The organism is Pseudomonas taiwanensis (genome assembly GCF_013393345.1).
In the GTDB taxonomy this organism is placed as follows: domain Bacteria; phylum Pseudomonadota; class Gammaproteobacteria; order Pseudomonadales; family Pseudomonadaceae; genus Metapseudomonas; species Metapseudomonas resinovorans_C.
This window is the reverse complement of sequence record NZ_QJRF01000045.1, coordinates 26,608-40,605: the sequence shown is the minus strand read 5'-3', so window position 1 is coordinate 40,605 and position 13,998 is coordinate 26,608. Positions and strand designations below refer to the sequence as shown.

Sequence of the window (13,998 nt, the reverse complement as noted above, 5' to 3'; positions counted from 1 at the left end):
ACTCACGCCTCGCGAATGCCGTTTTCCCGCTGTTGCTGGATGAGCTGGAACGCACCGTAACCGGCCCGGCAGGCATACATCGTCCACATCAGCTCGGCCATGCGGCGCGCTTGGCGGCGCGTGCGATAGCGGGCGAGGTCGATGACGTTGTCGGTGCGGTCCATGGTGCAGCTCCTTGGGGAGTCCTGAGGGGTGACGGGGCTAGACTAGCCGCTCCTCCTTTAGACCGATAAATACTTAATTAGTATTTATTAATTCCTTTTTGAGCTATTTGGGCCGGAAGCTGCTGTGGGAATCAGTCCGCAGCAGCTCGCGAAGATCAGATCTCGACCTGGGTGCCCAGTTCGATCACCCGGTTAACCGGCAGCTGGAAGTAGCGCAGGCTGCTGTTGGCATTCTTGTGCAGGAAGGCGAATAGCCCTTCGCGCCAGAGCGACATGCCCAGGCCCCGCGTGGGAATCACTGTTTCACGGCTCAGGAAATAGGTGGTGCGCATGGGGGTGAAGTCCAGGCCCTCCAGGCGACAGGAATTCAGGGCTTCCGGCACGTTGGGTTCTTCCATGAAGCCGAAATGCAACAGTACCCGGTAGAAGCCGCCGTCGTAGCGGGTGACTTCAAAGCGCTGGGCATCCTCGATACGCGGCGTGTCGCGAGTCATGACCGTGAGCAAGACCACCTGCTGATGCAGCACCTGGTTATGCAGCAGGTTGTGCAGTAGCGCATGGGGGACGGCGTCGGGGCTGGCGCTGAGGAACACCGCGGTGCCCTCGACACGGTGCGGCGGCTGCAGGCAGATGCTGTCGATGAAGCCGCGCAGGGGCAGGGCGGTTTCGTCGAGGCGTTCGATGAGGATGCGCTTGCCGCTTTTCCAGGTGGTCATCAGGACAAAGAGGATCACCCCGGCGATCACCGGGAAGGCCCCGCCCTGGAATATCTTCGGCACGTTGGCGCTGAAGAACAGCGTGTCGACGAACAGGAAGCCCAGCAGCAGCGGCACCGCCAGCCAGCGCGGCACGCGCCAGAGCAGCAGCATGACGGCCGAAACCAGCAGGGTGTCGATCAGCATGGTGGTGGTCACCGCCACGCCATAGGCCGCCGCGAGTGCGCCGGATGAGCCGAAGCCGATAACCAGCAGCACGACGCAGGTCATCAATGCCCAGTTCACGACACCGACATAGATCTGTCCCTGCGCCGCACTGGAGGTGTGCTGGATCTGCATGCGCGGAATGTAGCCGAGCTGGATGGCCTGCTGGCTCAGCGAGAAGGCGCCAGAAATCACCGCCTGCGAGGCGATGATTGTCGCCAGGGTGGCCAGGCCGATCATGGGCAGCAGCGCCCAGTCGGGGGCCAGCAGATAGAACGGGTTGCGGGCAGCTGCCGGATTGTCGAGCAGCAATGCGCCCTGGCCGAAGTAGTTCAGCACCAGGCCAGGCAGGACCAGGCTGAACCAGGCGTGGGCGATGGGTTTGCGGCCGAAGTGGCCCATGTCGGCGTAGAGGGCCTCGGCGCCGGTCAGCGCCAGCACCACTGCACCGAGGATGGTGACGCCGATATCCGGGTGGGCCAGGAAGAAGTTGAAGGCCCACCAGGGATTCACCGCCTGGAGCACTTCGGGATGCCGGACGATGCCGTGGATGCCCAGAACGCCCAGCACCACGAACCAGACCACCATCACCGGGCCGAAGAGAATGCCGATGCGCGCGGTGCCGTGCTTCTGGATCAGGAACACGCCGATCAGCAGCACCACGGTCACCGGCACCACCCAGTGGCTGACGCCAGGCAGGGCGACGTCCAGGCCTTCGACTGCGGAGAGTACGGAGATGGCCGGGGTGATCATGCTGTCGCCGTAGAACAGCGCCGTACCGAACAGGCCCAGCAGCACCAGTATCCCGCTCAGTTTCGGGTACGCCGCCGTGGCGCGACGGGCCAGGGCGGTCAGGGCCATCACACCGCCTTCGCCGTCGTTGTCGGCGCGCAGCATGAACATCACGTACTTCAGCGACACCACCCAGAGCAGCGACCAGAGCACCAGGGACAGGATGCCGTAGACGCCTTCCGGGTTGACCTGCACGCCGTAGTGGCCGGCGAACACTTCCTTCAGGGTGTACAGCGGGCTGGTGCCGATGTCGCCGTAGACCACACCGGCCGCGGCCACGAGCAGGCCAAGCGAAGAATGTGGGCGAGCATGGCTGTGCTGCTCCAGGGCGTTGGAACTCATTGGATCACTCCTGGGGTGGGGCGTGGTGCGGATGTCGAAGGGGAAAGAATGAGAGCGCGAATCGCGTATGGCGGCTGGCCACAATGGGGAGGCAAGTATCCATTCTGGTTGGACCCAGCGGCGTAAAAAATGCGTAAAAAGTCAGCGCACGACCGGTTGGCGCCCGCCACTTGTGGGCGTGTGCGGGGCTTGTAAGCTGACTGTTGTAATCGGTTGAATGAGTCGGAGGTGTGCGATGAGCGTCAATGCACTGGGCCTGATCGTCATCGGTTGCCTGTTCTTCGGTTGCATCGGCATGGTGCTGTGGGGCAACCGTCCGGAAATCAAGGAGTGGTTCGAGCACCATCATTGGCACTGGCCACGGTTCCACTGATGCAACGAACCAGCCCCTCTTTGGAGGGGCTGGGTCTTTCGGTGGGATGCGTCGCCCAGAGAGGGTCCTTAAAAAGGACCGTCACGGTGCCAAGGCGCAATGAGGCACTTCATACCGTGACGGCCAAGCTCAAGAACGATGAGCAGCTCTAAAATGCATCTTTTTCGCATCTGGCGGTGTGCCACTAGTGCTGGCCAATCGACCGTAGAGCGCGTGCTGTATCCAGATACCGTGCCCGCCGATGACAGCCCTCATCCGAACGCGGCCCGCCCCGGCCCCTCTCCCAGAGGGCGAGGGGTGACTCCCGGCTCACCTTCGGCACAGTCCTGTGGGGGCGAATTCATTCGCGAAATGGCGAGGCACGGAGCCTGCCCGTAGGCGTCGATTTTCATTCGCCAACCAGGGCGGTGGCCGTGCTGCTCCAGTGGGCCGACTCCAGGCGATTACGGCCGCGCTGCTTGGCCTGGTACAGCAGCCGGTCGACGGCCTGGATGAAGGGCAGTGACGACTCGTCATGGCGGGGTACGACGGTACCGACGCCCAGGCTGATGGTGAGCAGTGAGGCGATGCTGGATTTCTCGTGTGGAATGCACTGCTCGCGGATCAGCTTGCGACAGCGCTCGGCCACTTGGCGGGCTGCGGGTTCGTCGGTGCCCGGGAGGATCAGGACGAACTCTTCGCCACCGAAGCGGGCAACAAAGTCACGGGGGCGGATGGCCGCATTCATCAGCGCGCGACCGACGCTCTTCAGGCAGTCATCGCCCTGAATGTGGCCATAGTGGTCGTTGTACTGCTTGAAGTAGTCGATATCGAGGAGGATCAGCGACAACGGCTCACCCGTCCGCTGGGCGTTGGCCCATTCCACGGCGAGCATCGAATCGAACATGCGCCGGTTGGCTACTCCGGTCAGGCCATCCTTGTAGGAATACTCCTCCAGCTGCTTCTGCAGGTCGATGAGCTGCTGCTCGGCCTTCTTGCGCTCGCTGATGTCGAACATGAAGCCGATCAGCGCTTCCACCTCACCGTCGGCATCACGCATGACATGCACCACGTCGCGAATCCAGACGTAGTCGCCGGTGGTCGTCAGCGCGCGGTAGTCCGCTTCGTGATCGGTGCCCGCCTGGGACTGGGAAACGCAGAAGGCGACGACCGCGTCGCGATCGTCCGGGTGCATGCGTTCCGCCCAGTCGTTCACCGTGAGCCAGCTCGACGGGCTCCAGCCCAGCAGCTCCTCGATCTGCGGGCCGATGTAGGCGAAGGTCATGGTCTTCCAGTCGATCTTCCAGGGGATCGCCCGGGTGGATTCCAGCAGGGCCTTGTAGACCTCCTGGGTGGTGGATTCGCTGTCGTCGCTCATGGCTGCCCCCGTACTGGCCGACTCGGTTGGCGCCTTCCCTTGCGCAAAGCCTTCTTATACCGAATCGAACGCCGCTCAGGCAGTGGCTTCGAACGCCACGTGGTAGCTGACGTCGCCTGCAGGCCACTCGCTGCTGAAGGACAGGGCCTGGAAGTACTCCGCCGGTACGCCGGGGAGCACCAGGCCTGGCCGTACAACGAAGCCGAAGCGGCTGTAGTAGGCAGGGTCACCCAGCAGCACGCAGCCTTGCGCGCCCAGTTCGCGCAGCGCCGCCAGGGCTGCTCCCATGAGTCGCGAGCCGATCCCCGTACCCTGGCGCGCTGGCGCCACGGAGATCGGACCCAGGCCGTACCAGTTCTGCGCACCGGAGGAGATCGTCACCGGCGAAAGGGCCACATGGCCGACGATTTCTCCGTTCTCCTCCGCCACTAGGGAAATCGACAATTGCCCAGCGCGGCGCAAGGCATTGACGATGAACTGCTCGGTGCCGCTGCTGTGCGGGGCAGTGGCGAACGCCGCGGCAGTAAGGGCCTCGATGGCCGGGATGTCGGCGGGTGTTTCCGCGCGGATGCCGAGACTCATGACTTACCTCCTTGAACCTGTGTTGCGGACGAACCAGGCAACGGAACGCCCTTGGGCCAGAGCAGCCAGATCTGTCCTTGCTGTTTCATGTTGCCGGCCAGTTCCCCCGCTTCGGCGCCAGTGCCCCAGAACAGGTCCGCGCGGACTTCGCCGGCAATGGCGCCACCGGTGTCCTGGGCGGCGACCGGACGGATCACCGGGCTGCCATCGGGGCGGGTGGTGGAGAGCCAGAGCAGGCTGCCGAGGGGGATCACCTTGCGGTCGATGGCCACACTGTAGCCGGCGGTGAGCGGCACGTTGAGCGAGCCACGCGGGCCTTCGTTGCTGTCCGGGTTGAGGCCGAAGAAGACGAAGCTCGGGTTGCTCGCCAGCAGTTCCGGCACCCGCTGCGGATTGGCTTTCGCCCAGTCGCGAATCCTGCCCATGCTGACTTCTTCCTGCTTCAACTGGCCCTGTTCCACCAGCCAGCGGCCCACCGGGCGATAGGGGTGGCCGTTCTGGTCGGCGTAACCGATGCGCAGTTGCCGGCCGCTCTCCAGTTGAATGCGTCCGGAGCCCTGGATCTGCAGGAATTGCAGGTCCATCGGGTCGGCCAACCAGGCCAGGACAGGCGCCTTGACGCCTTGAGTGCGGATGGTGGCGGCATCGTCATAGGGTTTGAGCACGCGGCCTTCCAGGCGGCCGCGCAGGCGCTTGCCCTTGAGTTCCGGATAGAGGCTGTCGAGGGCGACCACGATCATGTCTTCGGGAATTCCGTAGACGGGAACGGGCGTCTGCTCGCTGTGTTCCAGGCTGCCGGCATAGACCGGCTCGTAATAGCCGGTAATCAGGCCCTGCGGGCTGTTGCGCGCGTTGCGCAGGCTGTAGACCTCCAGCTGCGCCTTGAGCCAGGTGCGGATGGCGGCCGGGTCTTGTGGCACTTGAGCGGCGCTGCTGCAGGTAGCGGACCAGACTGGGTCCTTGGCCAGGCGTGCACAGGCCGAGCGCCAGGCGCTGAAGCCTGCGATGACGTCGGCGTCGCTGCTGGTGGGGAGTTCTTCCCAGGTCGCCTTGGTGTAGGTGTCGACCTTAGGTGGCTCGGGCTTGGTGGGTTCCTTGTCGCAACCAGCGAGCAAGGAGAGCAGGGCGGCGACGCACAGCGCCAGCCGGCCCCGACGGTAGAGAGGGGCAATCACGTCGTGATGTTCCTGATGAGCGATTCGAGGGCGGTAGCTTGGTGAATGGCGCTGGCAACGTCAAATTGGGCGGACCGAAGCATTGATCCAAGCCACTGAAATCAAAGAGAAATATTCATCTAATAGGGTGCACACAGATTTTCTGGAGCCTTTGGTGTGACCCGTACCGTTAGAAACTTCCGCAAGACCCTGGACGCCGTGGCGATGAACAACGAGGACGCCGCCCTGGCCGTGATGCGCGCGGCCGATCGCATTGGTGACGCCGTGCTGAAGGAGCAGTTGTTCAATGTGATCCAGCGAATGAACCAGGACGCGGCCGAGCTGCGGATCGTGCGCGACCATGTCTCCTGACGGTGCGGTTATCGGCCCCTTCCTTTTTCGTTGAGTGCATTTTCTTCTTGACCTGTAGGACTGCGGGCCTCTAGATTGCCCGCCATGACTCAATTCCCTTGGTTGTCCGGCCCCGCGATTATTACCGCCATTCCAGCAGTGGCGGGTTAGCCGACGACCAAACAGAAACCCGCCCTCGAGGCGGGTTTTTTCCTTCTGTCTCCTGGGTGCCAAGATCGAAACCAGGAGCCCAGCATGACCACCTTCACCAGCCACCCCGACGAACCACTCACCGAGCGCCCGCTGGATGAGCGCGAAAGCCTGCTCAAGCATTACGTGCGCAAGATCCTCGCCGCGCCGGTGTACGACGTGGCCATCGAGACGCCCCTGCAGCCTGCGCGGCAACTGAGCGAGCGCCTCGGCAACCAGGTACTGCTCAAGCGTGAAGATCTGCAGCCGGTGTATTCCTTCAAGATTCGTGGCGCCTACAACCGCGTGGTGCAGTTGAGCGCTGAAGAGCGCGCGCGTGGCGTGATCGCCGCTTCGGCGGGCAACCACGCCCAGGGCCTGGCCCTGGCGGCCCGTGAGCTGGGAGTGGCGGCCACCATCGTGATGCCGCGCACCACCCCCGAGCTGAAGGTGCAGGGCGTGCGTTCCCGGGGCGGCAAGGTGGTGCTGCACGGCGATGCCTTCCCCGATGCGCTGGCCCACGCGCTGGAACTATCGGCGGAGCAGGGGCTGACCTTCGTGCCGCCCTATGACGACCCGGATGTGATCGCCGGGCAGGGCACCGTCGCCATGGAAATCCTCCGCCAGCATGCCGGCCGCCTGGACGCCATCTTCGTGCCCGTGGGCGGCGGCAGCCTGATCGCTGGCATCGCCGCCTATGTGAAATACCTGCGACCCGAGGTGAAGGTGATCGGCGTCGAGCCGGAGGATTCCAATTGCCTGCAGGCCGCAATGGCCGCCGGGGAAAGGGTGGTGCTGAACCAGGTCGGGCTGTTCGCCGATGGGGTGGCGGTGGCGCAGATCGGCGCGCACAACTTCGAGGTCTGCCGGCATTTCGTCGATGAGGTGCTGACCGTGAGTGCGGACGAGATCTGCGCGGCGATCAAGGACATCTACGACGACACCCGTTCCATCACCGAACCCGCTGGCGCACTGGCCGTGGCTGGGATCAAGAAGTACGTGGAGCGCGACGGCGCCAGTGGCCAGACCCTGGTAGCCATCGATTCGGGCGCCAACGTCAACTTCGACCGCCTGCGCCATGTGGCCGAGCGTGCCGAACTGGGGGAGAAGCGCGAAGCGATCATCGCCGTGACACTGCCGGAGCGCCCCGGTTCGTTCAAAGCCTTCTGCGAGGCGCTGGGGCGGCGGCAGATCACCGAGTTCAACTATCGCTACAACTCGGGTGACGAGGCACACATCTTCGTCGGCGTGCAGACCCATCCGCTTACCGATCCTCGCGCGGCCCTCGTGGAAAGCCTGCAGGAGCAAGGTTTTCCGGTGCTCGACCTGACCGAGAACGAACTGGCGAAGATGCATGTCCGCCACATGGTCGGTGGCCGCGCCGCGTACATCGGCGAAGAGCGGCTTTTCCGCTTCGAATTCCCTGAGCGTCCGGGGGCGCTGTTCAACTTCCTCAACAAGCTGGGCGGGCGCTGGAACATCACCCTGTTCCACTACCGCAATCACGGTGCCGCCGACGGTCGCGTGTTGGCCGGACTGCAGGTGCCGGAAGACGAGAATCACCTGATCTTCGAAGCGCTGGACGAGATCGGTTACCCGTATTGGGAAGAGAGCGACAACCCGGCCTGCAAGCTGTTCCTCGGTTGAGACTGTTCAGCCGAACAGGCGCAGGAATGCTTCTTCGATCTCGTCGAGGCGGGTAGGGCGCACCAGCCGGGCCAGTTCCCGGCCGTCGCGCAGGAAGATCAGGGTCGGCCAGAGACGAATCTGGAAGGAGCGACCCAGGGGGCGCCCCTTGGCGTCTTCGATCTTCAGGTGGCGCACTTCGGGATAGGCATCGAACGCCTCTGCCAGCAGTGGCTGTATGGCGCGGCAATAGCCGCACCATGAGGCGCCGAACTCGAGCAGCGTCGCGCCCGAGAGCGCCGCTACCGCGGTGGGGCTGGGCTCGTTGTCCAGGTAGCTGGTGGTCATGGACACGGGCTCACTCCTGCTTTTCGGCCGGCGAGGGAGTGGGCGCATTGGACGGCATGGCGATGCTCCTGGTGGCTTCATGTCTGTTCCGAGCCCGCGTCGGCGCGGAAGGTTCAATCCGATCACGCCAATCGTTCGAACCCTGGTCGGCACTGGCCTGTCCTCCATAGAACCGCGAGCAGGAGAACCAGGGTATGAGCCGGTTGCGAATCGCCACTTTCAACGTCAACGGGCTGCGTTCGCGCTTGCCTGCTCTGCTGCACTGGTTGGAGAAAGAGAAGCCGGATGTGGCTTGCCTGCAGGAGCTGAAGATGCAGGACAAGCAGTTTCCAGCAGCGGAGCTGCGCAAGGCTGGCTATGGCGCCATCTGGCATGGGCAGGCGTCGTGGAACGGCGTGGCGATTCTCGCGCGTGACGAGGAGCCGCTGGAGTCCTCCCGGGGGCTGCCGGGCGACCCTGAGGACATTCAGAGTCGATACCTGGAAGCGGCCGTGCGCGGCGTGTTGGTGGCGTGCCTGTATCTACCCAATGGCAACCCGCAGCCAGGTCCGCGGTTCGACTACAAGCTGGCGTGGTTCGAACGACTCATCGCGCGCGCCGGGGAACTGCAGGCCAGCGGGCACCCCGTTGTTCTGGCGGGGGACTTCAATGTCGTGCCCACGGACTTCGATATCTACAACCCGCGTTCCTGGCAGAAGGATGCCCTGCTACAGCCGGAGAGCCGGGCCTGTTACCAGCGTCTGCTGGAGCAGGGCTGGACCGATGCGCTACGAGCCCTATATCCGGAGGAGCGCATCTACACCTTCTGGGACTATTTCCGCCAGCACTGGCAGCGCAACGCCGGTCTGCGGATCGATCATCTGCTGCTCACCCCGTCGCTGGCCCCGAAGCTACGAGATGCTGGTGTCGATCGCTGGGTACGCGGCGAACCAAAGGCCAGCGACCATGCACCGACCTGGGTGGAGTTGGAAATCGATTAAAGGACGAGTGGAAACCGGGTAGAAGAAAAATCTGACAAGCGTGATGTTAACGCTAACAATCTGGTGTTAGAGTGCGCCCCATTCGATGACCGATCCTTTGGAGGACTGCCCATGTTGACCTGCGGAGAACTGCTGGTTGAGCTGCTGGAAGGCTTTGGCGTGGATACCGTTTTCGGTATCCCTGGCGTGCACACGGTGGAGCTGTATCGCGGCCTGCCCAATACCGCTATTCGTCACGTGACCCCGCGCCACGAGCAGGGTGCAGGCTTCATGGCCGATGGTTACGCCCGCGTGTCCGGCAAGCCGGGCGTGTGCTTCATCATCACCGGCCCGGGCATGACCAACATCACCACCGCCATGGGCCAGGCCTACGCCGACTCCATTCCGATGCTGGTGATTTCCAGCGTCAACAACACCGAACAACTGGGCATGGGCGGCGGCCGTCTCCACGAGCTGCCTTCCCAGCGCAACCTGGTTTCCGGTGTCGCCGCCTTCAGCCACACCCTGATGCGCCCCGACGAGCTGCCGGACGTACTGACCCGCGCCTTCGCCGTGTTCAATGGCGCGCGCCCGCGTCCGGTACACATCGAGATTCCGATCGACGTCATCACCGCTCCGGCCGACCACGTGCGCCGCAAGCTGGGCGCGCTGCCGAGCCGTCCCGGTCCTTGCCTGGACGCCATCGCCCGCGCTGCCGACATGCTCAAGGGTGCCCGGCGTCCGCTGGTTCTCCTGGGCGGCGGCTGCGCCGACGCGGGCGCTGAAGCCCAGCGTCTGGTCGAAGCGCTGGATGCGCCCACCGCCTACACCATCAACGCCAAGGGTGTGCTGCCCAAGGGCCATCCGCTGGCGCTGGGCTGCAACCAGGCCTGGGTGCCGGTGCGCCAGATGGTGCTGGAGTCCGACGTGGTGCTGGCCATCGGCACCGAGCTGGGCGAGACCGACTACGACGTGGTGTTCGACGGCAACTTCCGTATCGAGAGCCAACTGATCCGCATCGATATCGACGCCGAGCAGCTGAACCGTAACTACCCGGCCGATATCGCCATCCTCAGCGACTCCCGCAAGGCCATGGCTGCCCTGGCCGATGCGCTGGGCGCGACCGCTTCCTTCAATGCCGAGAGTGCCGGCTCGAAGCGCGCCGCCGCCGTGCGTGCCGAGCTGGACGCCCAATGGCCGGAAACCTGGAATGGCCAGCGCAAGGTCCTGGAAACCCTGCAGCAGACCCTGCCGGACCTGATCGTCGCAGGCGACTCCACCCAGCCTGTGTACTCCGGCAACCACCTGTTCGAAGCCACCCGCACCCGCAGCTGGTTCAACTCCGCCACCGGCTACGGCACCCTCGGCTACGGCCTGCCTGCGGCTGTCGGAGCCAAGCTGGCTGCGCCGGATCGCCCGGTGATCGCGCTTATCGGCGACGGTGGCATCCAGTTCACCCTGCCGGAACTGGCCTCGGCCGTGGAGGCCGGCGCGCCGATCATCGTGCTGCTGTGGAACAACAGCGGCTACGGCGAGATCAAGCGCTACATGAAGAACCGCGACATCCCCACCATCGGCGTCGACATCTACACCCCGGACTTCCAGGGCCTTGCCCGCGCCTTCGGCTGCAACGCCGAGAAGGCCGAAAGCCTGGAACACCTGGCCGAGCTGCTGAAGACTGCCGCCAAGGCTGACCGCCCGACGGTGATCGAGGTGTGGGAGCACGCGGAGTTCCTGCAGTAACGAAGCAGGTGTCCTGTGGGGGCGATTTCAATCGCTGAGCGGACCGCAGGTTCGCCTTTCGAGACCCAGGGGGCAGCTGCGCTGCCCTTCGCGAATGAATTCGCCCCCACAAATTCGTGCTCCTTGGGGTGCCGATAGGGATAATGCGCCTCCCTGAACGCGGCGCCAGAGGCCAGGATGTCGACCAAGAGCAAACCCACGCTGCACGACGTCGCCCAATTGGCCGGGGTTTCTGGCATGACGGTGTCGCGGGCGCTGAGCAAACCGGACATGGTTTCCGAGCGGACCCGGCAGAAGGTCGAGCAGGCGGTACGCGAACTGGGTTACGTCCCCAACCTGGCGGCGAGCCAACTGGTCACGCGACGTAGCGGCATCATCGGTGCCCTGATCACCACCATCACCAACCCCATCCTCGCGGCCACCATCGAGATCCTCCAGCAAGGGCTGGCACGAGCCGGCTACCACCTGCTGATCGGTGAAACCCGCTTTTCCCAGGAAGAGGAAGGCAAGCTGCTGCGCGCTTTTCTCGGACGTCAGCTGGACGGGCTGATCCTCGCCTACGGCTACCACGCCCCCGAAACCCTGGAACTGTTGCAAGCCACGGATATCCCCCTGATCGAACTCTGGGACCTGCCGGAAGGCGACGTGCCGCGTACGCCCGTGGGGCAGGTCGTGGGCTTCTCCAACTGGGCAGCGGGTGCGGCGGCCGGTCGCCACCTGGTGGAATGTGGTTATCGCAAGCCGGCGTTCTTCGGCTTCGATGACGAGCGGGAGAACCTGCGCTTCGCCGGATTCCGCCAGGCCGTGGTCGATGGTCTGGGCATCGAACCCCTGCGTCTCAACACCTCGCCCGTGCCGCATATTGATGACGGCGTGGACGTGATCCAGCGCTTCGCGCGTGGCGAAGTCGACTGCGACGGAGCCTTCTTCACCAACGACATGCCGGCGATCGGCGCGATCTTCACCTGCCAGCGCCTCGGCATCCGGGTTCCGGATGAACTCGGTATCTGCGGCTTCGGCGACCTGCCCATCGCCCGAGTGGCCACGCCGTCACTTACCAGCGTGCGGATTCCCGCCGAGCGCGTGGCCAACGCAACGGTCGAACTGCTTTGCCAGCGTATTCGCGGCGAAGGCGAATGGGATGCCCTGGTGGACGTGGGCAGCGAACTGATGGCGAGGGAGTCGACAGCGCTTCAGCGTTGACTTGGCTTTTCTGTGGGGGCGAATTTATTTGCTTAGGGTGGCGAAGCCGCCCCCGTATGTCTCAGGGGCGAACCTACGGTCCGCTTAGCGATTGAAATCGCCCCCACAGGGCGTCAGCGCAACAGCCAGTCGGCGAACGCCCTGACCTTGGCATCCCGACATCCCTCCGGTACCACCAGGTAGTAGTCGCCACACTCGAGCGGCTCCTGGCTTACGACCACCAGCCGACCGGCCTCCACCTCAGGCGCCACGAAATAGCGCGGCAGTACGGTTATGCCGAGGCCGTGCAGGGCCGCGTCGAGCACGAACTGGAAATGCTCCAGGCGCTGGCCGGGGAGGGCGTCGATTTCCCTGGGCGACAGACCAGCGCTTTGGAGCCAGATCTGGGTGGAGGACTTGCCCTGGTCGGCCAGGGCACTGTGGTGGAGCAGGGGGTAGCGCAGGATGTCCCGGCGCTCGATCACCGGGCCGTGACGCTGGAGCAGTTCCGCCGTGCAGACCGCCACCATCTCGCCGCCCATCAGGCGTCTGGCCTCGAACCCCGGCCAGTGGCCGTCACCGAACAGCACGGCGAGGTCGAAGCCCTCCAGTAGCCCGTAGAGGCGATGCAGGTCGTTCATCACCTGCAGTTCGATCTCCGGGTGCAGCTGTCCGTAGGCCTTCAGTTTCGGCAATAGCCAGCGGGTGGTGAGCGAGGGTTCGGCGCCAACCCGCAGACGCCCCGAGTTGGTGGCGCTGATGCGCTGGGTGGCGGCTTCCAATTGGTCCAGCAGCGGGCTGATTTCCTCGACGTAGCGGCGGCCGTATTCGGTCAGCAGCAGGCGTTGGCGCACCTTCTCCACCAGGGGGCGGCCCAGCAGGTCTTCAAGGTTCTTGATCTGTCGGCTCACGGCACTCTGGGTGAGGCTCAGTTCTTCTGCCGCGCGGGTGACACTCATGTGCCGGGCGAAGGCGGCGAAGCAGGTGAGGGAGATCATGCTGGGCAGCTGTCGGCGCATGGGGTTCATTACGATTTGGAATGAATTTGCGGAAGATAAATCGATATCCCGTAACCAGCAAGCGGCCATAGGCTGGCCGCTTTCGACCACGCCATTTGCCTGCGGGAGAACCGATGAACACGACAGAACAACAACTGCGCACCGACCTTGCCGCTGCCTACCGACTGCTGGACCTCAACGGCTGGAGCGACCAGGTCTTTACTCACATTTCCGTGCGTCTGCCGGGGGACGAACCGGCCTTCCTGATCAACCAGTACGGCCTGCGTCCGGAAGAGGTCAGCGCCTCCAACCTGGTGGCCATCGACGTCGACGGCAACAAGCTCGAAGCCGGCTCGCCGGACGTGAACCCAGCCGGCTTCACCATCCACAGCGCCGTCCACATGAATCGCCACGACGCGGTGTGCGTGATGCATACCCACACCATGGCCGGCATGGCCGTGGCGGCGCTGGAGGAAGGGCTGCTGCCGCTGAACCAGACCAACATGACCTTCTATAACCGGCTGGCCTACTACGACTACGAAGGCGTGCCGCTGGACCTGGAAGTCCGTGCCCGCATCGTCGCCGCCCTGGGCGACAGCAAGGCAATGATCCTGCGCAACCACGGTCTGCTCACCGTCGGCCGCAGCGTGGCCGAGGCCTACTTCCTGATGTATTACCTGAACCAGGCCTGCGAGATTCAGCTGGAAGCGATGAAAGCGGGCCGGCCGCTGATCATCCCCGACCACGACGCCTGTGAGTTCACCGCGCGCCAGTTGAACAACGACCGCTACCACCTGGAAAGCGTCGACCTGGTCTGGCAGGCGGAATTGCGTCGGCTGGATCGGATCGATTCGTCGTTCCGCAGCTGAGGGCTGGCTGTGCTTTTTGTGGGGGCGAATTCATTCGCTGAGCGGACCG

At 64.2% G+C, this 13,998-nt stretch carries 14 protein-coding genes; 7 read left to right on the top strand and 7 right to left on the bottom strand.

Annotated elements, in window-relative coordinates; genetic code table 11:
* Nucleotides 1-2: 2 nt before the first annotated feature.
* Both DM872_RS08765 and DM872_RS08760 read right to left on the bottom strand, forming a co-directional pair.
* The gene (locus tag DM872_RS08765; protein ID WP_162945807.1) at nt 3-164 is read right to left on the bottom strand and encodes a hypothetical protein; all 162 of its coding nucleotides are present in this window, start codon (nt 162-164) and stop codon (nt 3-5) included.
* A gap of 155 nt (nt 165-319) precedes the next feature.
* Entirely contained in the window at nt 320-2,218 is a 1,899-nt protein-coding gene (locus DM872_RS08760) for a potassium transporter Kup (protein ID WP_179059105.1), read from the bottom strand.
* Between the two features lie 235 nt (nt 2,219-2,453).
* Here DM872_RS08760 and DM872_RS08755 point away from each other — a divergent pair, with 235 nt between their 5' ends.
* Nucleotides 2,454-2,591: a hypothetical protein gene (locus DM872_RS08755; protein WP_179059104.1), complete on the top strand. Its 138-nt coding sequence runs from the start codon at nt 2,454-2,456 to the stop codon at nt 2,589-2,591.
* 388 nt (nt 2,592-2,979) lie between these two features.
* Here DM872_RS08755 and DM872_RS08750 read toward each other — a convergent pair whose 3' ends face one another.
* The 3 genes from DM872_RS08750 to mltA all read right to left on the bottom strand — a co-directional run bounded on the left by DM872_RS08750 (nt 2,980) and on the right by mltA (nt 5,705).
* Nucleotides 2,980-3,948, bottom strand: coding sequence for a sensor domain-containing diguanylate cyclase (locus DM872_RS08750; RefSeq protein ID WP_179059103.1), 969 nt, complete (start codon nt 3,946-3,948; stop codon nt 2,980-2,982).
* Between the two features lie 75 nt (nt 3,949-4,023).
* Entirely contained in the window at nt 4,024-4,530 is a 507-nt protein-coding gene (locus DM872_RS08745; RefSeq protein ID WP_179059102.1) for a GNAT family N-acetyltransferase, read from the bottom strand.
* On the bottom strand, nt 4,527-5,705 hold the full coding sequence (gene mltA, locus DM872_RS08740; RefSeq protein ID WP_179059101.1) for a murein transglycosylase A: 1,179 nt from the start codon (nt 5,703-5,705) through the stop codon (nt 4,527-4,529). Before mltA ends, DM872_RS08745 begins: the two co-directional genes overlap by 4 nt.
* Nucleotides 5,706-5,861: 156 nt before the next feature.
* On the opposite strand from mltA, the gene DM872_RS08735 reads away from it, so the two are divergent.
* Both DM872_RS08735 and ilvA read left to right on the top strand, forming a co-directional pair.
* Nucleotides 5,862-6,056 carry a hypothetical protein gene (locus DM872_RS08735; protein ID WP_179059100.1) on the top strand — a complete coding sequence of 65 codons (195 nt, stop codon included), beginning with the start codon at nt 5,862-5,864 and terminating at the stop codon, nt 6,054-6,056.
* Between the two features lie 234 nt (nt 6,057-6,290).
* Nucleotides 6,291-7,871 carry a threonine ammonia-lyase, biosynthetic gene (gene ilvA, locus DM872_RS08730; RefSeq protein ID WP_256873334.1) on the top strand — a complete coding sequence of 527 codons (1,581 nt, stop codon included), beginning with the start codon at nt 6,291-6,293 and terminating at the stop codon, nt 7,869-7,871.
* 6 nt (nt 7,872-7,877) lie between these two features.
* Here the strand turns inward: ilvA and DM872_RS08725 are convergent, their stop codons facing one another.
* On the bottom strand, nt 7,878-8,198 hold the full coding sequence (locus DM872_RS08725) for a thioredoxin family protein (RefSeq protein WP_179059226.1): 321 nt from the start codon (nt 8,196-8,198) through the stop codon (nt 7,878-7,880).
* Nucleotides 8,199-8,392: 194 nt separating this feature from the next.
* Between DM872_RS08725 and xth the strand changes: the two genes are divergently transcribed.
* The 3 genes from xth (at nt 8,393) to DM872_RS08710 (ending at nt 12,103) form a co-directional block, all read left to right on the top strand.
* Entirely contained in the window at nt 8,393-9,178 is a 786-nt protein-coding gene (xth, locus tag DM872_RS08720; protein WP_179059099.1) for an exodeoxyribonuclease III, read from the top strand.
* A 111-nt stretch (nt 9,179-9,289) separates the two neighbouring features.
* Complete coding sequence (locus tag DM872_RS08715; RefSeq protein WP_179059098.1) at nt 9,290-10,900, top strand: 5-guanidino-2-oxopentanoate decarboxylase; 1,611 nt, start codon at nt 9,290-9,292, stop codon at nt 10,898-10,900.
* Nucleotides 10,901-11,077: 177 nt separating this feature from the next.
* Nucleotides 11,078-12,103 (top strand): LacI family DNA-binding transcriptional regulator, encoded by a 1,026-nt coding sequence (locus tag DM872_RS08710; protein WP_179059097.1) that lies wholly within the window; start codon nt 11,078-11,080, stop codon nt 12,101-12,103.
* Between the two features lie 113 nt (nt 12,104-12,216).
* Here the strand turns inward: DM872_RS08710 and DM872_RS08705 are convergent, their stop codons facing one another.
* A complete protein-coding gene (locus DM872_RS08705) occupies nt 12,217-13,101 on the bottom strand; it encodes a LysR substrate-binding domain-containing protein (RefSeq protein ID WP_256873333.1) in 885 nt (294 codons plus the stop codon).
* Between the two features lie 113 nt (nt 13,102-13,214).
* On the opposite strand from DM872_RS08705, the gene DM872_RS08700 reads away from it, so the two are divergent.
* Nucleotides 13,215-13,949 carry a class II aldolase/adducin family protein gene (locus DM872_RS08700; RefSeq protein ID WP_179059096.1) on the top strand — a complete coding sequence of 245 codons (735 nt, stop codon included), beginning with the start codon at nt 13,215-13,217 and terminating at the stop codon, nt 13,947-13,949.
* Nucleotides 13,950-13,998: the final 49 nt, after the last annotated feature.

Bases quoted from the DNA above. Each gene is read 5' to 3' on its own strand.
- DM872_RS08765 (WP_162945807.1), bottom strand. From the start codon at position 164: ATGGACCGCACCGACAACGTCATCGACCTCGCCCGCTATCGCACGCGC.
- DM872_RS08760 (WP_179059105.1), bottom strand. From the start codon at position 2,218: ATGAGTTCCAACGCCCTGGAGCAGCACAGCCATGCTCGCCCACATTCT.
- DM872_RS08755 (WP_179059104.1), top strand. From the start codon at position 2,454: ATGAGCGTCAATGCACTGGGCCTGATCGTCATCGGTTGCCTGTTCTTC.
- DM872_RS08750 (WP_179059103.1), bottom strand. From the start codon at position 3,948: ATGAGCGACGACAGCGAATCCACCACCCAGGAGGTCTACAAGGCCCTG.
- DM872_RS08745 (WP_179059102.1), bottom strand. From the start codon at position 4,530: ATGAGTCTCGGCATCCGCGCGGAAACACCCGCCGACATCCCGGCCATC.
- ilvA (WP_256873334.1), top strand. From the start codon at position 6,291: ATGACCACCTTCACCAGCCACCCCGACGAACCACTCACCGAGCGCCCG.
- DM872_RS08725 (WP_179059226.1), bottom strand. From the start codon at position 8,198: ATGACCACCAGCTACCTGGACAACGAGCCCAGCCCCACCGCGGTAGCG.
- xth (WP_179059099.1), top strand. From the start codon at position 8,393: ATGAGCCGGTTGCGAATCGCCACTTTCAACGTCAACGGGCTGCGTTCG.
- DM872_RS08715 (WP_179059098.1), top strand. From the start codon at position 9,290: ATGTTGACCTGCGGAGAACTGCTGGTTGAGCTGCTGGAAGGCTTTGGC.
- DM872_RS08710 (WP_179059097.1), top strand. From the start codon at position 11,078: ATGTCGACCAAGAGCAAACCCACGCTGCACGACGTCGCCCAATTGGCC.
- DM872_RS08705 (WP_256873333.1), bottom strand. From the start codon at position 13,101: ATGCGCCGACAGCTGCCCAGCATGATCTCCCTCACCTGCTTCGCCGCC.
- DM872_RS08700 (WP_179059096.1), top strand. From the start codon at position 13,215: ATGAACACGACAGAACAACAACTGCGCACCGACCTTGCCGCTGCCTAC.